The following is a 17451-nucleotide window of genomic DNA, read 5'->3' as shown; positions in this document are numbered from 1 at the left end:
CGGGCTCGACCGCCTGCGCGAAGGCCCCCTCTCCCATGCGGGAAAGGGGGCCTTCGCGTTCCGTCACACACCGCGCGCCTCGAACCTGACTGGCCCGCAGAGCGACGGCCCGGCGCGGGGTCAGGCGATCTTGCGCCTGGAATTCGGCAGGTCGGCGATCCGCAGCAGCGCGCTCGGCGCGGGCGGGGCCGTCAGGGCGTTCAGCAGATACGGCCGACGCAGGCCCAGCGCGTTGTGCAGGGCGAGGTCGATGTCGCGGGCGTAGAACGGCATCCGCAGCACGGCGTCGACGCCGAAGTAGCGGCCGGCCTGTGCGACGGGCTCCAGCTCGGACGTGGTCAGCAGGGTGATCCGGGTCGGGAGGCCGAGGGGCTGGATCTGGCAGGCCAGTTCGAGCCCGTCGATGCCGCCGAGCTTCACGTCGATGAAGGCGAAGTCGTAGGCGGCGAGCTTCAGCTGCTTGAGGGCGTGGCGGCCGTCATCCGTCTCGTCGAGCTCGATCGCGAACCCGCTGCGCGCCACGACGCGGCTGATGGCCGACCGCCCGGCCGGAGTCGAGCAGGCGAGCAGGGCCCGGGTCGGTGCGCGACGGCGGGCATCCGCGTGGAGCAGCGGCTCGATATGGCTCGGGTCGAGGGGCGTCTTCAGGACTTCGTAGGCGCCGAGGCTCGTGGCGATCTCCTGCCAGTGCGGCAGCACGCGGGTCGCCACCAGCACCAGGCAGGGGGGCTCCGCACCCGCCCGGCGCGCGACGGCGACGGCTTCGGGGCCGCTGAGATCGTCGAGCTGCATTCCCACGAAGGCCAGGGTGGGACGGTGGCGGAGGAGGATGTCGCAGAGCGCCTGACCCGAGGTCGCCTCATCGATCACCGCGCTGGGATCGAATCGCAGGACGATCTCTCTCAGGGAGACGCGGCGGCCCGGATCGCAATCCGCGATTACGACACGTGCCGGCGCCCTCCCATCCTGAAGATCCATGACGCCCGCCCAACCCCATCCCGTTCGTTGCCCATATTGGCTGAAGATCGTGACGAAGCTCTTAAAGAGCGGGATTCTGCACTGGGCGAACCGGAAGACGCGCCTATAGACGATGATGAAGGCTCTCGAAGTCGAAGTTTTTAGCAATCTTGCTCAATGGCCAGCCCGCGGATGGGCCGCCGCGTAGGCACTCATGAGGCGGGCGGCGTCGACCTGCGTGTAAAGCTGCGTCGTGGAGAGCGAGGCGTGGCCCAGGAGTTCCTGGATCGCCCGGAGTTCGCCCTGGCGCGCCAGCAGATGGGTTGCGAAGGAATGCCGCAGGGCGTGCGGTGTGGCGCTCTCGGGCAGGCCCAGGGCGCCGCGGGCGCGCGCGACCGTGTACTGGATGATGCGCGGCGAGAGCGGGCCGCCCCGGGCACCGAGAAACAGCGGTCCCTCCGGCGGCAGCGGCAGGGGACAGGCGGCGACGTAGTCCGCCACGGCCTGCGCCACGACGGGCAGGATCGGCACCATGCGCTGCTTGCCGCCCTTGCCGAGCACGGTGACCTGATCGACCCCGGGCAGGGGTGCGTCACGGCGGGTCAGGCCCAGGGCCTCGGAGATGCGCAGCCCCGCGCCGTAGAGCAGGGCCAGCACGGCGGCGTCCCGGGCGAGGACCCAGGGCTCCCGCTCCTCGCCGGCGCGGATCGCGGTATCGGTCAGCGCCACCGCGGCGGAGACGGGCAGGGGACGGGGAAGCCGCCGCGGGACCTTGGGCGAGCGCACACCGCCCAGGGCCGAGACGGTGCCGAAGCCCTCCCGCTCGAGGAAGCGCGCGAAGGAGCGCAGACCCGCCAGCATGCGCATCAACGAGCGCCCGGAGACCTCGTCGGCCCGGCGCGCGGCCATGAAGCCGCGGATGTCCCGCACCTTGAGCCCGATCAGCATCGGGATAGTCGGCATCCCCTGACGGGACGCGAGGTGGTGAAGGAACTGCCGGAGGTCGCGCCCGTACGCCTCGACGGTGTTGGACGACATCCGCCGCTCCCGCGCCAGCGCCTCGATCCAGGCGAGGACGGCGTCGCGGAGGCGGGCGTCCCCCGGAAACAGCAGCCGGTCGCCCTGGGTCTCGCGGGTGCTCGCATGCGTGCTCATGGCGACACTCGACCGAATCCTCCTTGCCGGGAGCTTAATGCCGGTCGCGGTCCGTCCCCAGCGCCGGGCTCGTCCCGCGCGGCGCGCCGTGCCAAGCTGACGCGATGACCCTCCTCGCCTACGCGGCCGCCGCCCTCGCCGAGATCGCCGGCTGCTTCGCGTTCTGGGCCTGGCTGCGGCTCGGGCGGTCGGCCTGGTGGGCGCTGCCGGGCCTCGCCTCGCTGGCGGCCTTCGCGGCCCTCCTGACCCTCGTGGACAGCCCTGCGGCGGGGCGCGCCTTCGCGGCCTACGGCGGCGTCTACGTCGCGGCCTCGGTCCTGTGGCAGTGGCTCGCGGAGGGTCAGCGGCCCGACCGGTGGGACCTCGCGGGCAGCGCGGTCTGCCTCGCCGGAACGGCGCTGATCCTCCTCGGTCGCCGGGGGTGAACTCGACCCGGCACCGTGCCGGGCCGGCCACGGCCGACCGCTTCCGCGCCCGGAACCTTGGTGAAACCAAGCGTTCACGATACGTACGGCAGCCTCGGGCCGTTCACCGAGCCGTGGAGCCCCATGACCAGCGCCGTCCGCATTCTCGGGATCGACCCCGGACTCCGCCGCACCGGCTGGGGCCTGATCACCGCGCAGGGCACGAAGCTCACCTACGGCGATTGCGGGGTCGTGACCTCGGACGGGGAGCTTCCGCTGGCCCTGCGGCTGCGGGAGCTGTTCGAGGGGATCGGCCGCGTCGTCGAGGCCGTGCGGCCCGACGAGGTCGCCGTGGAGGAGACCTTCGTCAACAAGGACGCCCAGGCGACGCTCAAGCTGGGCCACGCGCGGGCGATGGCACTGCTCGTGCCGGCCCTCGCCGGACTGCCGGTGTTCGAGTACGCCCCCAACCTCATCAAGAAGACCGTCGCGGGCTCCGGCCACGCCGAGAAGGTGCAGATCCAGGCGATGGTCCGCTTCCTTCTGCCGAAGGCCGAGTTCCGCGTCGCGGACGCCGCCGACGCGCTGGCCATCGCGATCACCCATGCCAGTCACCGGGACGCCCACGCCCTGCGGCAGGCGCATCTGCCGGGGGGCAAGCGCCGCTCGCTCACTGGTCAGGCCGCCGCGGGACAAGGGCTCGAGGGGAAGGGCTTCTCGGCCGCCGCGGCCGCGCGCATCGAGGCCGCGCTGGCGAAACAAGGCTGACGGGATCGGGAAGAACTTGGTGGGGGAAGTAGGACTCGAACCTACGAAGCTTACGCAGCGGATTTACAGTCCGCCCCCTTTGCCGCTCGGGACATTCCCCCAAGGCGGGCATCGCCCGCGGCGCCCTTATGGTGAGGGGTGGGCCGGGTGTCAACGCTTATGGTGGACCGATCCGCCTCGCCGGACGCGGCAATCGTGGAGAGCGGGGCGGTTTCGCTCGGCGTCGCCGCGATCCGGGCGGCCGCGCTTGCAGAGTCGACCCTCTTCCGGCCTCGCGGTGCCCGCGGCTCCGCCATTGGGACGAAAACGCGAACGTTCCGCGACTCCGGGGATTCACAAAGGAATCCGGATCGGCCACGGTGTGGCGATGTCGCCCTGCTTCGCCGGCCCTTGACCCGTCCCGCCCCGTCCCTGCGGTCGCACCAGCGCACGCTGATGGCCCTGGTCGCGGCCATGGCGAGCGGGGAGGCGGCCCATGTCCGGAAGATCCTGGCCGCGGTCACGCCGGGCGGGGGCAAGTCGCTGCTGCCGGTCATCGCCGCGCACCGGCTGATCGAGGCGGGGCTCGTCGAGCGCGTGGTCTGGGTGGTACCGCGGGATTCCCTGCGGCTGCAGGCCGAGGAGGCCTTCGCCGACCCGCTGTGGCGCGCGGCCTTCGGGCACGCCCTCAGCGTGCGGGCCGCCGACAACGAGCGCGATCCGGCGCGCGGTCTGGCCGGCTACGTCACCACCTATCAGGCCGTCGCCGCCGCCCCGGCGCTCCACCTCGCGGAGGCGCGGGCGCACCGCACCCTCCTGGTGGTCGACGAGGTCCATCACCTGCCGGTCCCCGGCCGCCCGGGCGCCGACGAGATGTCCGCGGAGGATTCCGAGGCGGGCGCGTGGTCCCGCGCGATGCTGCCCGTCATGGAGGCGGCGACCGTGCGCCTGTACCTGTCCGGGACGCTGGAGCGGGCGGACGGGCGGCGGATCCTCGGGCTGCCCTACCAGCCCGCCGCGCCCGGCCGCGGACCGGAACTCGATCTCGACGCCCCCGGCCTCGCGGTCATCGGCTACTCGCGGGCGCAGGCGCTGGCCGAGCGGGCGGTGCTGCCGGTGACGTTCGGCGCCCTCGACGGCGAGGCGAGCTGGCTGGAGGGCGGCCGGATCGCCGGCGACAGCCCGCGCGTCGGGCCGCACCGGCTCGGCGCGGGCGCGGTCCGGATCACCACCCGGCCGGCGCTGTTCACCGCCCTGCGGACCGGCTTCGCCCGCGACCTTCTGAGCGAGGCGTTCTTCGCCACGAAGCGCCTGCGCGCCCGGCGCCGGGCGGAGCGCGATCTCCCGCCCGGCGAACCGGCCCGGGGGCTCGGCAAGCTTCTCGTGGTGGCGCCCGATCAGGCGAGCGCGCGGGCCTATCTCGCGACCCTGCGCGACTGGATGCCGGCGGGGCAGGGCGCGCGCGATGTCCGTCTCGCGACCTCCGGCCAGGGCGACGCCCACGCGGCTCTGGCAGCGTTCCGGCTCACGCCGGAACCGGCCGTGCTGGTGACGGTGGCGATGGCGTACGAGGGGCTCGACGCCCCGGAGGTCGCGGTGGTCGCGGCCCTGACCCATATCCGCTCCCGGCCCTGGCTCGAGCAGATGCTCGCCCGGGCCACCCGGGTCGATCCCCATGCCGGCCCCTACGACGGGCAGCAGGCGCTGATCTTCCACCCCGACGACCCGCTCTTCGCGCGGTTCCGCCTCGAACTCGAGACCGAGCAGGGCAGCAGCGTCCGGCCGCCCCGCGAGCGGCCGGCGAGCGCCGTCGTGCCGGAGCGGACCCGCTGGCGCGACGACGAGCCGGGCGGGATCACGCCCCTGGAGAGCAACGCGATCGGGATGCGCTACGCCCTGCTGCGCCCGCGCCTCCCCGAACCGGTCGCCGCGGCGCCCGCGCCCGAACCGCCCTCCGTCACCGAGCGGACCCTGCGCCAGCGGCTCGCCGCCGCGGTGGCCGCCCAGGCGGTCGAGGACGAGACCTCGCTGCGCGTGCCCCGCGGCGGCAATCTCGCCCACCGCTACAACGCCGTTCTCAAGCGCGTGCTCGGCAAGGGCCGCGCGACCATGACCCTCCCGGAGCTGGAGGCGGCCCTGTCGTGGCTCGAGCGCAACCGCCTCTCCGACCATCTCGACCGCCTCGACGGCGATGCCCGCTACGCGTGGTCGGCCCGGCAGCGCCGCGGGCGCTGGCAGCCGGAGCGCGCCGCCGGCCGCTGAAACGCCCGGGAAGGAGACAGCCGTGACCGAGAGCCTCCCCGCCGCCTTCGCCGCGACACTCGCCGCGTCCGAGCCGCCGAGCGTCTGGGACGCCCCGCTCGCCGCGCTCTGGTGGCTCGCCCGGGACGCGTCCAGCCCGGCCTCCGCCGCCTGGGAGCGGGCGCACCGCCTCGTCCAGGACGCCGGCGGGTCCGACGCGGCCTGGGTCCACGCCCATTTCCACCGGGTCGAGGGCGACGACGGCAACGCGCGCTACTGGTACGCCCGCGCGGGCCGCCCGGTCCCGGACGGGACGCTCGCGGAGGAGCGGGCCGCGCTCGTCCTCGCCCTCTGGCCGAGGTCGTGATCGCTCCGGGCCGCGCCGCGCCGACCGTCCCGAGCCTGCCGAATCGCGGAACGCCAAGGCTCACAGCCAGTTGAATGGCCGCCCGACGCGGAGATCGGGCCTCGATTATCGGAGCGGATCCATGAGCCTCCTCGGCAGCATCGTCAGCAAGATCCTCCATCCGTTCGGTGGCGGCACCGCGGACGCCGCGCCCGCGCCCAACGCCGGCTCCGGCGGCTCGGCCGGCACGAGCACGCCCTCCACGTCGGCCCCCGGCTCGGCCGGCGGCAGCGAGCCCGTGGACGTCGCGGCGGTGCTCACCGGCCTCGCCGAGAAGAACCCGCAGACGCTCGACTGGCGCCACTCGATCGTCGACCTGATGAAGCTGCTGGGCCTCGATTCCGGCCTCGCCGCGCGCAAGCAGCTCGCCGACGAGCTCCACTACACCGGCGACAAGGACGATTCGGCCAGCATGAACATCTGGCTGCACAAGCAGGTCATGCAGAAGCTCGCCGAGAACGGCGGCAAGGTTCCGGACGATCTGAAGCACTAGGTCATCGAGTCCGGGATCGACGAGGCTCGCCGCGGACGGTCTCGACCGGCGCCGCGGCGAGATCGCTTCTTGACCACGTCGTGCGCCGGCGGTGCGCACCGGCGGCGACACTTGCGGAGGGGGCCTTGCGGCGCCTCCGTGTTTATCGGTCACATGACCCGCGTCACGCAGCGCCGAATCAGGCGACGCCGAGGAGCGAACGGTCATGGAGACCCCGACCGGGGACCACAGCGGCGCCTTCGAGGCGTCCCCGCTCGCCGCGATCGCCGCGGCGGTCGCCCGCGGTGACGTCGCGCGCATCGCCGCGCTGGCGCCCGGCCTGAATCTCTCCGTCCGCGGCGGCCGGAACCTCACCCTGCTCGAATGGGCGATCTGGAACGCGCGGCCGCGCGCGCTGTCGGCCCTGCTCGACGCGGGGGCAGACCCGTCTGTGCCGGGGCTCGATCAGGAGACAGCGCTGCACATGGCGGCGATGGTCGAGGATCCGACCTACCTGGAGATCCTGCTGCGCCACGGCGCGCCGGTCGACCCGGTGAGCCCGCGCGGTCAGTGGACGCCGCTGTTCCGCGCCGTACAGACCCGGCGCGAGGCGCAGATCGCGCTGCTGCTGCGGGCCGGCGCGGACCCGAACCGGGTCGACGCCACCGGCAACTCGCTGCTGCACGTGGCGGCACAGGTCGGCGCGGCCAATCCCTGGGTGCTGAGGCTGCTCGAGGCCGGGGTCGACCCGACCCTGCGCAACGCGCAGCAGAAGACCTTCCAGCCGTACTTCTTCACCACCCCCGAGCGCCTGCTCAACGCTTCCGGGCGCGAGACCCGCGCGGCGGTCCGCGCGTGGCTCGCCCGCAGCGGCGTGCCGGCGGATCCGGAAGGCTGACGGCCCCCTCCGACGCCGATCCGCGTCAGCGCCCGGTGCGGACCCGGGTCCAGAGGCGGGTGACGAAGCGCTGGGTGCGGTCGTCCCAGGCGGTGTTGATGGACAAGCGCTGCATCGTCGCCTCGTCCGGGTAGATGCCGGGATTGCTCAGGATCTCGGGCTTCACGAACCTCTTCGCCGCGAGGTTGCCGCTGGCGTAGGAGACGAAGTTGGTGTTGGCCGCCGCCACCTCGGGCCGCATCATGTAGTCGATGAAGGCCAGCGCCTCGACCGGGTGGGCGGCATCCTTCGGGATCGCGAAGGTGTCGAACCACATGAGCGCGCCTTCCTTCGGCACGACGTAGGCGATGTCGATCCCGTTCTTGGCCTCCTCGGCGCGGCGCTTGGCCTGCATGATGTCGCCCGAATAGCCGACGGCCAGGCAGATATCGCCGTTGGCCAGCGCCTGGATGTATTCCGACGAGTGGAACTTCCGCACGGCGCCGCGCACCTTGTAGAGGGCGTCGGTCACCAGGGTCATGTCGTCCCAGCGCTTGGAATCCGCCTTGGCGCCGAAGGCCGGGAGCATGCTGGGGATCAGGTCCTCGGGGCTGTCGAGCACCATGATCCCGCACTCCTTCAGCTTGTTGGCCGAGGCGGGATTGAGGACGACGGACCACGAATTGACCGCCGCGCCGGCGCCCAGGCGCTCGCGCACCGCGGCGACGTTGTAGCCGATGCCGGTCGTGCCCCACATGTAGTCGACGGCGTAGGTGTTGCCGGGATCGTAGGCCGCCAGCCGGCTGGTCACCTCGGGCCAGAGGTTGCCGAGGTTCTTCAGCTTGGACTTGTCGAGGGGCAGGAACGCGCCGGCCCGGATCAGCCGCTGCAGGTACGGTCCCGACGGCACGACGATGTCGTAGCCCGATCGGCCGGCGAGCAGCTTGGTCTCCAGGATCTCGTTGTTGTCGTAGGTGTCGTAGACGACCTTGATCCCGGTCTCGCGGGTGAAGGCCTCGAGCACCTGCGGGTCGATATAGTCCGACCAGTTGTAGATGTTGACGACCCGCTCCTCGGCGGCCGGTGCCGGCCGCACGAGGGGCAGGACCGCCAGGAGCCCTCCCGCGAGGACGGCCGCGGCCGCCGCCAGGACGGTCCGACGCGGGCCGATCACCGGCTCCTCGCGGCCACGATCACGATCTCGACCAGGTACTCCGGCGCGGCGAGCTTGGCCTCGACGGTGGCGCGGGCCGGCGCGTTCTCCGGAGACACCCAGGCGTCCCAGGCGGCGTTCATCTCCGCGAACGTCGCGATGTCGGCGAGGTAGATGGTGGCCGAGAGGATCCGCGCCTTGTCGCTGCCGGCCGCGGCGAGTAGCCGGTCGATCTCCGACAGGATCTGCTGGGTCTGGATCGTGACCCCGGTGCCGACCGTGTCGGACGCGACCTGCCCGGCGAGGTAGACCATGTCGCCGAAGGTGACGGCCTGCGACATCCGCTTGCCCGGCTCGATCCGCTGAATGTCCATACCCGTCTCCACATCCTCGAGAACCGGCGTATCTGCCGCCGCACCGGCCCGGCCGTAAAGGGCCGCGCGCGCACGCGCCGCGGGAACCCGAGGAAAATCGTCATCGGCGGTCGGGGTGCGGGCAACCGTCGCGGGCCTCGAAGCGTTCTGCCGCCATCGACAATCACGCCTTGGGGTCAGTCATGGGTATTCTCTGGACCATCATCATCGGGTTTCTCGCCGGCGTCATCGCCAAGTTCCTCATGCCGGGCCCGAACGAGCCCGCCGGCTTCATCCTGACCACGATCCTCGGCATCGTCGGCGCCTTCGTGGCGACCTTCCTGGGCCAGGCGATCGGCTGGTACGGGCCGAACCAGGGCGCGGGCTTCATCGGCGCCATCGTGGGGGCCGTGGTCGTGCTGTTCATCTACGGCCTGATCGCCGGCCGCCGCACCACCACCTACTGACCCGTCCGGCAGGTCCGGATACGACGAGGGGCGCCCCGCGGGGCGCCCCTTTTTTGACCGACGCATTCCGGTGGCGAGTCTCAACACAGCGCTCTCCGTCATCACGAGCGCAGCGACGTGACCCAGGGCAGCGCGACGATGTCGAACGTCGCGCTGCCTGGATTGCTTCGCTGCGCTCGCAAAGGCGGAGGCGCCGAAGCCCTCCGAGGGCTGAGGCTCAGAGATGCTCGGACGCGGCTTTCACGGCGCAGTGGCCGGTGGCGCCGCGCACGGCGAGGCCCACGCCGACCACGAGGGCCAGCAGGCTCAGGAGCTTGTTGGGACGGGGCTGCGCGGCGGCGGCGGCGATGCCGAGGCCCAGCGCCACCGAGACGGCACGCTCCGTCGTCGACAGATTCGGCTGCCCGCTGAAGATGTCGTGCATCATGTCGTTGGCCATGAGGGTCTCCGGTTGGGAAGTCGCGGGGGAACGCGGCATCCGGCGCCCCGTTCCCGGCCGACGACCGGTGTGACCCGACCTCGACGGGGCAACAAAAAGGGCGCGGCCCCGGAGGACCGCGCCCGTCTAAGACATCCCCGCCGACCGAGGCCGGCGCGGGCGTCCCGCGTGCTTACTCGCCGGCCTCGCGGCGGCGCTCGCCACGGTGGCGGCCGCCCTCGCGGGGCTCGCGCGGCTCGTCGCCGCGCTCGGCCCGGTCGGCGTCGCGCTGAGCCTTCACCTTCTCGGTGATGTCCTCGCCGGTCTGCTGGTCGACGACCTTCATGGACAGGCGGATCTTGCCGCGGTCGTCCTGACCGAGGAACTTCACCTTGACCTTGTCGCCTTCCTTGACGACGTCTGTCACCTTGGCGACCCGGTTCGCGGCGAGCTCCGAGATGTGGACCAGGCCGTCCTTGGCGCCGAAGAAGTTCACGAAGGCGCCGAACTCCATGCACTTCACGATCGTGCCGTCGTAGATCACGCCGACCTCCGGCTCCGCCACGATCGAGCGGATCCAGTTGTAGGCCGCCTTGATCGCCTTGCCGTCGGCCGAGGCGATCTTCACGACGCCCGTGTCCTCGATGTTGATCTTGGCGCCGGTCTTCTCGACGATCTCGCGGATCACCTTGCCGCCGGTGCCGATCACGTCGCGGATCTTGTCCGTCGGGATCTGCATCGTCTCGATGCGCGGGGCGTACTCGCCGAGTTCCGGACGGGCCGCCGTCAGGGCCTTGGCCATCTCGGCCAGGATGTGGGCGCGGCCGTCCTTCGCCTGGGCGAGGGCGATCTTCATGATCTCCTCGGTGATGCCGGCGATCTTGATGTCCATCTGGAGCGAGGTCACGCCCTCGTCCGTGCCGGCCACCTTGAAGTCCATGTCGCCGAGGTGATCCTCGTCGCCGAGGATGTCAGACAGGACCGCGAAGCGCTCACCCTCCAGGATGAGGCCCATGGCGATGCCCGCCACCGGACGGCGCAGCGGCACGCCGGCATCCATCAGCGACAGTGAGCCGCCGCAGACCGAGGCCATCGAGGACGAGCCGTTGGACTCGGTGATCTCCGACACGACGCGGATCGTGTAGGGGAACTCGTGGGCGGGCGGCAGGACCGGGCGGATCGCCCGCCAGGCGAGCTTGCCGTGGCCGATCTCGCGGCGGCCCGGCGAGCCCATCCGGCCGGTCTCACCGACGCTGTAGGGAGGAAAGTTGTAGTGGAGCAGGAAGCGCTCCTTGTAGGTGCCTTCCAGCGCGTCGATGAACTGCTCGTCCTCGCCGGTGCCCAGCGTCGCCACGACCAGCGCCTGGGTCTCGCCGCGGGTGAACAGGGCCGAGCCGTGGGCGCGGGGCAGGACGCCGACCTCGGAGAGGATCGAGCGGACCGTCTTCACGTCGCGGCCGTCGATGCGGGCGCCGCTGTCGAGGATGTTCCAGCGGACCACCTTCGACTGGGCCTCCTTGAAGGCGGCCTTGACCTTCTCGGCCGGGAACTTCTCGGCGCCCTCGGGGCAGAGGGCGGCCATCACCTTCGCCTTCACGGCGTCGACGGCGGCGTAGCGCTCCTGCTTGACGGTCTTGGTGTAGGCGGCGCGGAGCTCCGCCTCGCAGACCTCCAGGACGGCCTTCTCGACGTCGGCGTTCTCGGGGGCCTTGAAGTCGCGCGGCTCCTTGGCGGCCTTCTCGGCGAGGCGGATGATCGCCTCGATCACCGGCTGGAAGTGCTTGTGGCCGAACATCACGGCGCCGAGCATCACCTCCTCGGAGAGCTCCTTGGCCTCCGACTCGACCATCAGCACCGCGTCCTGCGTGCCGGCGACGACGAGGTCGAGGCTCGACTCTTCCTTGGTCTCGGTGACCAGCGGGTTCAGCCGGTAGCCGCCGTTGATGTAGCCGACGCGGGCGCCGCCGATCGGGCCCATGAACGGCACGCCCGAGATGGTCAGGGCCGCGGAGGCCGCGACCATCGCGACGATGTCGGGATCGTTCTCGAGATCGTGGGTCAGGACGGTGACGACGACCTGCGTGTCGTTGCGCCAGCCGTCGATGAAGAGCGGGCGGATCGGGCGGTCGATGAGGCGGGAGACCAGAGTCTCCTTCTCGGAGGGACGGCCCTCGCGCTTGAAGTAGCCGCCCGGGATGCGGCCGGCGGCGTAGGCGCGCTCCTGGTAGTTCACGGTGAGCGGCATGAAGTCGATGCCGGGCTTCGGCTCCTTGGCGGCGACCACGGTCGCGAGCACCGAGGTCTCACCGTAGGTGGCGATGACGGCGCCGTCGGCCTGGCGCGCGACCTTGCCGGTCTCCAGGACGAGCTTGCGGTCGCCCCACATCAGCTCTTCGCGTTGAACGTCGAACATTCTCAATCTCTTCCTTGCCTGCGGCGGGCCCAAGCCCGGCGCCGCCCGGGGGCAAGACGGCGAGACACTGCGCCGAAATATCCTCGGCGAAGTGTCTCGCGATCCTGCCCCGACGCTGGCGCCTCGAAGCGGCCCGTTTGTCGGGAGGCCGGACCCATTCCGGCAGCCCGCGATGGTGAAACGCGGCCCCGGGCCGGGCCCGGAACCGCGCGAGACGTGCCTTAGCGGCGGATGCCGAGACGCTCGATGAGGGCGCGGTAGCGGGCCTCATCCTTGCGCTTGACGTAGTCGAGCAGCGAGCGGCGCTGCGAGACCAGCTTCAGGAGGCCGCGGCGGGAATGGTTGTCCTTGCCGTGGGTCTTGAAGTGGCCGGTGAGGTTGGTGATCCGCTCGGTGAGGATCGCCACCTGGACCTCGGGGGACCCGGTGTCCTTGGCGTCCTTGCGGTGTTCCTTGATGAGCGCGGTCTTGCGCTCTGCCGTGATCGACATCGCGTGCCTTTCGGGTTGTGCTGGTCGGATGCGGCGCCCCAAACGGGCGCGCGCGGGCTCGGCGTTCGGCCGGTGCCGGGATGTCGTCCAGCACGGTCACAGCGCCAAGCGGCTCAAGCCCCGCCCGGCAACCCGGGTCGAGGCCGCGCGATCCATACACGAAACCGACGGTTATGCCAGTCCCGAGCCGGGCGGGCCGCAGCGGTGGCGCGTCGCGGCTGTCCGGGCCCGTCCAAAGAACGGTTAACGCCGCCGTGCTACCCGGAACCGCTCACGCGACGCGGCCCGGCGATGAACGGCACCTTCTCGGATGCGTGCGGCGTCGCCGTCGCGACGCTGCTCGGTATCCCCCTCGTTCTCCTGCCGGGCTATGCCCTGGGCGGCCTGACCGGCATCCTCGGGTTCCGCTCGATCGCGCCCGGCGACCGTCTCCTGTGCGGGGCACTCCTCGGGATCGGGCTGCTGCCGGCCCTCGACAGCCTGCTGATCCAGGCGGGCGGCGTCCCGGTCGCGGCCCTCGCGACCGGGACCCTCGGACTCGCCGCGCTGCGGCCGGTCGCGCGGAGCCTGCGCGCGTCCCTCGACCGGGCGGCGCTCGCCCTCGCGCTGCTCTGGCTCGGCGTCGTGGCCTACGCGCTGATCGACGTCGATACCGGCACCGCCCTCTACCGGCCCGTGACGATCATCGACCTCGTCAAGCACGCCGCCCTGACCCGCGCGATCGTGGAGCACGGATTGCCGCCGGTGGACCCGTTCTTCGCCCGGCCCGAGCGGGCGGGCTACTATTACGGCTTCTACACGCTCACCGCCCTGGTCGACTGGGCGGGCGGACGGCTGGTCGACGGGCGGACCGCCTTCGCGGGCATGGCCTTCTGGACCGGCCTCGCGCTCCTCGGCCTGATCGACCGTCTGCTCGCGGCGACCGGACTCGTCGCGGACGCCGCGCCCCGGCTCGTGCGCCGCGCGGTGCTGCTGCTGCTGCCGGCCGGAAGCCTCGACATCCTGCTGGTCCTCGCCGACCGGACGACGTCCGGGACCTGGCTGCCGGTTCCGGAATGGCTGAACGAGCAGGTCCTCAACTGGCCGGCCTCGCTGGTCTGGGTGCCGCACCACGTCGCCGGCGCCCTGGCCGGGTGGCTCGGACTCCTGGCCCTGGCGGAGGTCGCGGACCGGACACGGCCGGACAGGCGCGCGGAGGCGACGGCGATCGGCGTCGCGGCACTAGCCTTCGCGGCCTGCGCGGGCCTGTCCGTCTGGGTCTGCCTCGGCACGGCGAGTGCGGCCGGTGCCTGGATGGTGCTGCTCGGCCTGGAGCGCCGCTGGCGCGCCGCGGCCCGGCTGGCGGTTGCCGGCCTGCTCAGCGCCGCACTGGCCGCCCCCTACCTGCTGAGCGTCCTGGCCAACCGGACCGACGGCGGCGCGCCGATCCGGTTCTCGATCCGGCGATTCGGGCCGCTCGACGGCCTCGTCGACGCGCCGGCCCTGAGCGCGCTCCGCCTGATCCTTCTGCCCCTGAACTACTACACGGCCCTGGGAGTCTGCGCCGCCGGTGCGCTGCTGTTCTGGCGCCTCGTGCCGCGCCGAGAGGCGCACGGGCGCGAGGCCGGGCGCCTGCTCACGCTCTGCGCCGCGGCGAGCCTGCTCCTCGGCGGTTTCCTGCGCTCGGCGATCCTCAACAACGACCTCGGCGCGCGCGTGGTCCTGCTCGCGCAGGTCGCGACCCTGGTCTGGACCGTGGTGGCCCTGACCCGCCTGAGCGAGGCGCGGCGGCTCCGGATCCCCGGTCTCCTCGCCGCGCTGCTGATCCTCGGCTACGCGACGACCCTCTACGGCTTCGTCGGGATGCGCGCCTATCCCGCCTCGGACCGGCCCGCCTTCGCCCGCCTCGCTGGCCGTCCCGATATCGACCGGGCGCTGCGCGCGGCCTACGCCTGGGCGGGCACGCACCTGCCCCGGGACCTGGTGCTGCAGCAGTCGCCGGTGCCGCACCGGGTGTTCGATTTCGGGCTCTACGGCCTCCAGCCGACGGGGGTGGCCGACGCCGAGGCGCGCCTGTTCGGCGCCCCGCCGGACGCCGTGGCGTCGCGGCTCGCCGACGTCGCGCCGGTCTTCCGCGACCGCCTGGACGGCGCCGAGGTGCGGCGGCGCGCCGAAGCGGCCGGGATCGGCGCCCTGGTCGTCACCGCGCAGGACGCCCCCTGGAGCAGCCCCGATTCCTGGGTCTGGCGCAGCCCCGCGGTCTACGCCGATCCGCTCGTCCGGATCCTGCGGGTCCAGGATCTCCGTGGAGGATCTCCGTGACTGAACCCAGTCCCGCGGCACCCACCCGCCCGCGCGCCGGGCAGGCCCTGCGCTGGCTCTGCGCCCAGGCGCTGTTGCAGGCCGGCGCCGTCGTCGTCGGCTTCGCCTGCTTCGTGCTGCTGTTCCAGACGGATCTGTGGTCCGGCGTGACGATCCTGTTCTACCGCGGACTGGTCCTGCTCGCGGTCGCCTTCCTGCTGACCCTGGCGGTCACGATGGCGCTGGCCGGGCTCGGCCGGGCCTGGGGATTGCACCGACGGGATGCCCTCGGCGCCTGCGTCCTGTCGCTGTCCCTGAACCTCAGCGCCTTTGTGATCCTGCCGGTGACGGTCGACCGGTCGATCAGCGTGTTCCTGCTCGGCCAGATGGCTGCCCATCCCGGGGAGCGCTTCACGCCTGAGCGCGCGCGGGCGGTGTTCGAGCGGGTCTATCTCGGCGAGTTCCGGCAGATGGAGCGGCGCTTGGCCGAGCAGCAGGCCTCCGGCAACGTCGCGCGAGCGGGTGACGGCTACGTCATCACCCCGCAGGGCAGCGCCTTCATCCGCTTCTGCGGCCTCGTCGCCCGGGCGTTCCGGACCGACACCCGGATGATCGCCGCCGCACCGTCCCCGCCCGGCGGGGGCGACTCGGAAGCGCGCGGCGGGGCCCCTGAACCCGATCCCGTGGGCGCGGTGCGGCGGTAGGCTGTATCGACTCGGGATGAGGACGGTGCGGCGCCGGTCCGGGCGGTTCCGCGGAGGCCGCCGTCCGGGCATGAAAAGTGCCGGGTGACGATCCGGGCGAGGGAGAACGGACGCGATGGCGGAGTCCGCGGTGACCACGGGTGAACGGGCGGGCGCGGGGCGCGGACTCGCCCGGAGCCTCACCGCGCCGGGCCTCGTCGCCATCGGCCTCGGCGCCACGATCGGCGCCGGCATCTTCGTGCTCACCGGGACGGCGGCGGCGCAGTACGCGGGCCCGGCGCTCAGCCTCTCCTTCGTGATCGGCGGCGTCGCCTGCGGCCTCGTCGGCCTGTGCTACGCCGAGCTGGCCGCCATGATCCCCGAGCCGGGATCGACCTACACCTACACCCGCGCGAGCCTCGGGCGGCTTCCCGCCTGGATCATCGGCTGGGACCTCGTCCTCGAGTTCGCCGTGGCCGCGGCGACCGTGGCGGTGGGCTGGTCGGGCTACGCGCAGTCCCTCGCGGCGGAGTTCGACCTGCATCTGCCGCCGGCCCTGGCCGGGGCGCCCGGCGCCGGCGGCCTCGTCAACCTCCCGGCGGCCGGGATCGTGCTGCTGCTCAGCGCCCTGCTGATGCGCGCCACCGCGGAGGCGTCCCTGGTCAACGGCCTGCTGGTCGCCTGCAAGGTCGCGATCATCCTGGCTTTCGTGGGTGTCGGCGTGGCCCATCTGCGGCCCGAACTCTGGCACCCGTTCGTGCCGGAGAATGCCGGGACCTTCGGCGCCTACGGCTGGAGCGGCGTGTTCCGCGGCGCCGCGGTGGTGTTCTTCGCCTTCGTGGGCTTCGAGACCGTGGCGACGGCCGCGGGCGAGTGCCGGGCACCGCAGCGCGACGCGCCGGTCGGCCTGATCGGGTCGCTGCTGATCACCACGATCCTGTACGTGGCCATGGCGGCCGTCCTCACGGGACTCGTGCCCTATCGCGAGCTGGACGTCGCCGACCCGGTCGCCAAGGCGGTCGACGTGATCGGCCTGACGGGCTTCGCCACGATCATCAAGGCCGGCGCCCTGATCGGTCTGACCACCTCGGCGCTGACCGCTCTCTACGGGCAGAGCCGGATCTTCTTCGCCATCGCCCGCGACGGGCTCCTCCCGGGGATCTTCTGCCGGGTCCATCCGGTGACGCGGGTGCCCGTGGCGAGCCAGCTGGTGATCGGCCTTTTCACGGCGGCCGTGGCCGGGCTCGTGCCCATCGACGTCCTGGGCGAGATCGTCAGTATCGGCACGCTCCTGGCCTTCTGCCTCGTCTGCGCGACGGTGCTGATCCTGCGCCGGACCGATCCGGACCGGGCGCGCCCGTTCCGCGTGCCGGCGGTGACCCTCATCGCGGGACTGGGGATCCTGTCCTGCGTGACGCTGATGGCGTCGCTCCCGGCCGACACCTGGATCCGCCTCGCGGTCTGGCTGGCGATCGGCCTCGCGATCTACGCCGGCTACGGCCGGCGGCACGGCCGGCTCAGCTGATCAGGTTGATGGTGGCCTGCGCGAGCGTCTTGATCGAGGCCGAGGCGCTCAGGCTCAATTCGTAGTTCCGGACCACCCGCTGGAGGTCGGCCGATTCGACCGCGACGTTGACGTTCGGCAAGCGGACATAGCCGGTCGGGTCGGCCCCGGGACTGGTCGGGTCGTAGCGGGTGCGGAAGCCGGTGGTGTCGCGGGCGATCCGGCCGACCGGGTCGCGGGGGCTGTCGGCCGCCACCGGGGCGAACACCGCGATCTTGCGGGCGTAGGGGGCACCGCCCGGGGTGGTCGGGACCGAATCGGCGTTGGCGAGGTTTTCGGAGATCGCGCGGATCCGCCCGCTCTGCACCTGCCGGCCAGCGGCCAGGGCGCCGGCGGCCGAGTTGAGAGCGCTGGTATCCGGCATGCGCGG

General features: G+C 72.2%; 18 protein-coding genes and 1 tRNA gene. 10 read left to right on the top strand and 9 right to left on the bottom strand.

The window, feature by feature from the left end; all coding sequences use genetic code 11:
* Window positions 1-120: 120 nt before the first annotated feature.
* A complete protein-coding gene (locus ACX9MN_RS01180) occupies window positions 121-870 on the bottom strand; it encodes a response regulator (RefSeq protein WP_020093732.1) in 750 nt (249 codons plus the stop codon).
* Window positions 871-1131: 261 nt separating this feature from the next.
* Window positions 1132-2112: a tyrosine recombinase XerC gene (locus ACX9MN_RS01175; RefSeq protein ID WP_489723551.1), complete on the bottom strand. Its 981-nt coding sequence runs from the start codon at window positions 2110-2112 to the stop codon at window positions 1132-1134.
* A 104-nt stretch (window positions 2113-2216) separates the two neighbouring features.
* On the opposite strand from ACX9MN_RS01175, the gene ACX9MN_RS01170 reads away from it, so the two are divergent.
* Both ACX9MN_RS01170 and ruvC read left to right on the top strand, forming a co-directional pair.
* A complete protein-coding gene (locus ACX9MN_RS01170) occupies window positions 2217-2537 on the top strand; it encodes a YnfA family protein (RefSeq protein ID WP_489723550.1) in 321 nt (106 codons plus the stop codon).
* A 123-nt stretch (window positions 2538-2660) separates the two neighbouring features.
* Window positions 2661-3284 carry a crossover junction endodeoxyribonuclease RuvC gene (gene ruvC, locus ACX9MN_RS01165; protein WP_020093735.1) on the top strand — a complete coding sequence of 208 codons (624 nt, stop codon included), beginning with the start codon at window positions 2661-2663 and terminating at the stop codon, window positions 3282-3284.
* 17 nt (window positions 3285-3301) lie between these two features.
* Here the strand turns inward: ruvC and ACX9MN_RS01160 are convergent.
* Window positions 3302-3385, bottom strand: a tRNA-Tyr gene (locus ACX9MN_RS01160).
* A 289-nt stretch (window positions 3386-3674) separates the two neighbouring features.
* On the opposite strand from ACX9MN_RS01160, the gene ACX9MN_RS01155 reads away from it, so the two are divergent.
* From ACX9MN_RS01155 to ACX9MN_RS01140, 4 genes are all read left to right on the top strand, one after another.
* Window positions 3675-5525 (top strand): DEAD/DEAH box helicase, encoded by a 1851-nt coding sequence (locus tag ACX9MN_RS01155; protein WP_489723549.1) that lies wholly within the window; start codon window positions 3675-3677, stop codon window positions 5523-5525.
* A gap of 22 nt (window positions 5526-5547) precedes the next feature.
* Window positions 5548-5871, top strand: coding sequence for a hypothetical protein (locus ACX9MN_RS01150; RefSeq protein ID WP_489723548.1), 324 nt, complete (start codon window positions 5548-5550; stop codon window positions 5869-5871).
* A 121-nt stretch (window positions 5872-5992) separates the two neighbouring features.
* Window positions 5993-6403, top strand: coding sequence for a DUF3597 domain-containing protein (locus tag ACX9MN_RS01145; RefSeq protein WP_103985380.1), 411 nt, complete (start codon window positions 5993-5995; stop codon window positions 6401-6403).
* Between the two features lie 205 nt (window positions 6404-6608).
* Entirely contained in the window at window positions 6609-7280 is a 672-nt protein-coding gene (locus tag ACX9MN_RS01140) for an ankyrin repeat domain-containing protein (RefSeq protein ID WP_489723547.1), read from the top strand.
* 25 nt (window positions 7281-7305) lie between these two features.
* Here ACX9MN_RS01140 and ACX9MN_RS01135 read toward each other — a convergent pair whose 3' ends face one another.
* Both ACX9MN_RS01135 and ACX9MN_RS01130 read right to left on the bottom strand, forming a co-directional pair.
* Window positions 7306-8433 carry a polyamine ABC transporter substrate-binding protein gene (locus ACX9MN_RS01135; protein WP_489723546.1) on the bottom strand — a complete coding sequence of 376 codons (1128 nt, stop codon included), beginning with the start codon at window positions 8431-8433 and terminating at the stop codon, window positions 7306-7308.
* The gene (locus ACX9MN_RS01130) at window positions 8430-8786 is read right to left on the bottom strand and encodes a RidA family protein (protein ID WP_020093741.1); all 357 of its coding nucleotides are present in this window, start codon (window positions 8784-8786) and stop codon (window positions 8430-8432) included. The genes ACX9MN_RS01135 and ACX9MN_RS01130 overlap by 4 nt, the downstream gene beginning before the upstream one ends.
* A 182-nt stretch (window positions 8787-8968) precedes the next feature.
* Here ACX9MN_RS01130 and ACX9MN_RS01125 point away from each other — a divergent pair, with 182 nt between their 5' ends.
* Window positions 8969-9232: a GlsB/YeaQ/YmgE family stress response membrane protein gene (locus ACX9MN_RS01125; protein ID WP_012317940.1), complete on the top strand. Its 264-nt coding sequence runs from the start codon at window positions 8969-8971 to the stop codon at window positions 9230-9232.
* Window positions 9233-9449: 217 nt separating this feature from the next.
* Here ACX9MN_RS01125 and ACX9MN_RS01120 read toward each other — a convergent pair whose 3' ends face one another.
* The 3 genes from ACX9MN_RS01120 to rpsO all read right to left on the bottom strand — a co-directional run bounded on the left by ACX9MN_RS01120 (window position 9450) and on the right by rpsO (window position 12554).
* Entirely contained in the window at window positions 9450-9671 is a 222-nt protein-coding gene (locus ACX9MN_RS01120; protein WP_020093742.1) for a YgaP-like transmembrane domain, read from the bottom strand.
* Between the two features lie 172 nt (window positions 9672-9843).
* The gene (gene pnp / locus ACX9MN_RS01115; protein ID WP_056525668.1) at window positions 9844-12063 is read right to left on the bottom strand and encodes a polyribonucleotide nucleotidyltransferase; all 2220 of its coding nucleotides are present in this window, start codon (window positions 12061-12063) and stop codon (window positions 9844-9846) included.
* A 221-nt stretch (window positions 12064-12284) separates the two neighbouring features.
* Window positions 12285-12554 (bottom strand): 30S ribosomal protein S15, encoded by a 270-nt coding sequence (rpsO, locus tag ACX9MN_RS01110; protein WP_012317943.1) that lies wholly within the window; start codon window positions 12552-12554, stop codon window positions 12285-12287.
* 291 nt (window positions 12555-12845) lie between these two features.
* On the opposite strand from rpsO, the gene ACX9MN_RS01105 reads away from it, so the two are divergent.
* The 3 genes from ACX9MN_RS01105 (at window position 12846) to ACX9MN_RS01095 (ending at window position 17042) form a co-directional block, all read left to right on the top strand.
* Window positions 12846-14855: a hypothetical protein gene (locus tag ACX9MN_RS01105; RefSeq protein WP_489723545.1), complete on the top strand. Its 2010-nt coding sequence runs from the start codon at window positions 12846-12848 to the stop codon at window positions 14853-14855.
* Entirely contained in the window at window positions 14852-15538 is a 687-nt protein-coding gene (locus ACX9MN_RS01100; RefSeq protein WP_489723544.1) for a hypothetical protein, read from the top strand. Before ACX9MN_RS01105 ends, ACX9MN_RS01100 begins: the two co-directional genes overlap by 4 nt.
* A gap of 115 nt (window positions 15539-15653) precedes the next feature.
* Window positions 15654-17042, top strand: a complete 1389-nt coding sequence (locus ACX9MN_RS01095) for an amino acid permease (RefSeq protein WP_489723543.1) — start codon at window positions 15654-15656, stop codon at window positions 17040-17042.
* Here the strand turns inward: ACX9MN_RS01095 and ACX9MN_RS01090 are convergent.
* Entirely contained in the window at window positions 17035-17445 is a 411-nt protein-coding gene (locus tag ACX9MN_RS01090) for a flagellar basal body rod protein FlgC (protein WP_489723542.1), read from the bottom strand. The two genes, ACX9MN_RS01095 and ACX9MN_RS01090, sit on opposite strands and share 8 nt — an antisense overlap.
* Between the last annotated feature and the right edge of the window lie 6 nt (window positions 17446-17451).

This window comes from Methylobacterium sp. 1A, from assembly GCF_058072805.1.
The sequence above is the reverse complement of the archived record's forward strand: the minus strand, read 5'-3'. Positions and strand labels throughout refer to the sequence as shown.

Excerpts from the sequence above, each read along its gene's own strand:
- ACX9MN_RS01175 (WP_489723551.1), bottom strand. The coding sequence starts at position 2,112 with ATGAGCACGCATGCGAGCACCCGCGAGACCCAGGGCGACCGGCTGCTG.
- ACX9MN_RS01170 (WP_489723550.1), top strand. The coding sequence starts at position 2,217 with ATGACCCTCCTCGCCTACGCGGCCGCCGCCCTCGCCGAGATCGCCGGC.
- ruvC (WP_020093735.1), top strand. The coding sequence starts at position 2,661 with ATGACCAGCGCCGTCCGCATTCTCGGGATCGACCCCGGACTCCGCCGC.
- ACX9MN_RS01145 (WP_103985380.1), top strand. The coding sequence starts at position 5,993 with ATGAGCCTCCTCGGCAGCATCGTCAGCAAGATCCTCCATCCGTTCGGT.
- ACX9MN_RS01140 (WP_489723547.1), top strand. The coding sequence starts at position 6,609 with ATGGAGACCCCGACCGGGGACCACAGCGGCGCCTTCGAGGCGTCCCCG.
- ACX9MN_RS01130 (WP_020093741.1), bottom strand. The coding sequence starts at position 8,786 with ATGGACATTCAGCGGATCGAGCCGGGCAAGCGGATGTCGCAGGCCGTC.
- ACX9MN_RS01125 (WP_012317940.1), top strand. The coding sequence starts at position 8,969 with ATGGGTATTCTCTGGACCATCATCATCGGGTTTCTCGCCGGCGTCATC.
- ACX9MN_RS01120 (WP_020093742.1), bottom strand. The coding sequence starts at position 9,671 with ATGGCCAACGACATGATGCACGACATCTTCAGCGGGCAGCCGAATCTG.
- pnp (WP_056525668.1), bottom strand. The coding sequence starts at position 12,063 with ATGTTCGACGTTCAACGCGAAGAGCTGATGTGGGGCGACCGCAAGCTC.
- rpsO (WP_012317943.1), bottom strand. The coding sequence starts at position 12,554 with ATGTCGATCACGGCAGAGCGCAAGACCGCGCTCATCAAGGAACACCGC.
- ACX9MN_RS01105 (WP_489723545.1), top strand. The coding sequence starts at position 12,846 with ATGAACGGCACCTTCTCGGATGCGTGCGGCGTCGCCGTCGCGACGCTG.
- ACX9MN_RS01095 (WP_489723543.1), top strand. The coding sequence starts at position 15,654 with ATGGCGGAGTCCGCGGTGACCACGGGTGAACGGGCGGGCGCGGGGCGC.
- ACX9MN_RS01090 (WP_489723542.1), bottom strand. The coding sequence starts at position 17,445 with ATGCCGGATACCAGCGCTCTCAACTCGGCCGCCGGCGCCCTGGCCGCT.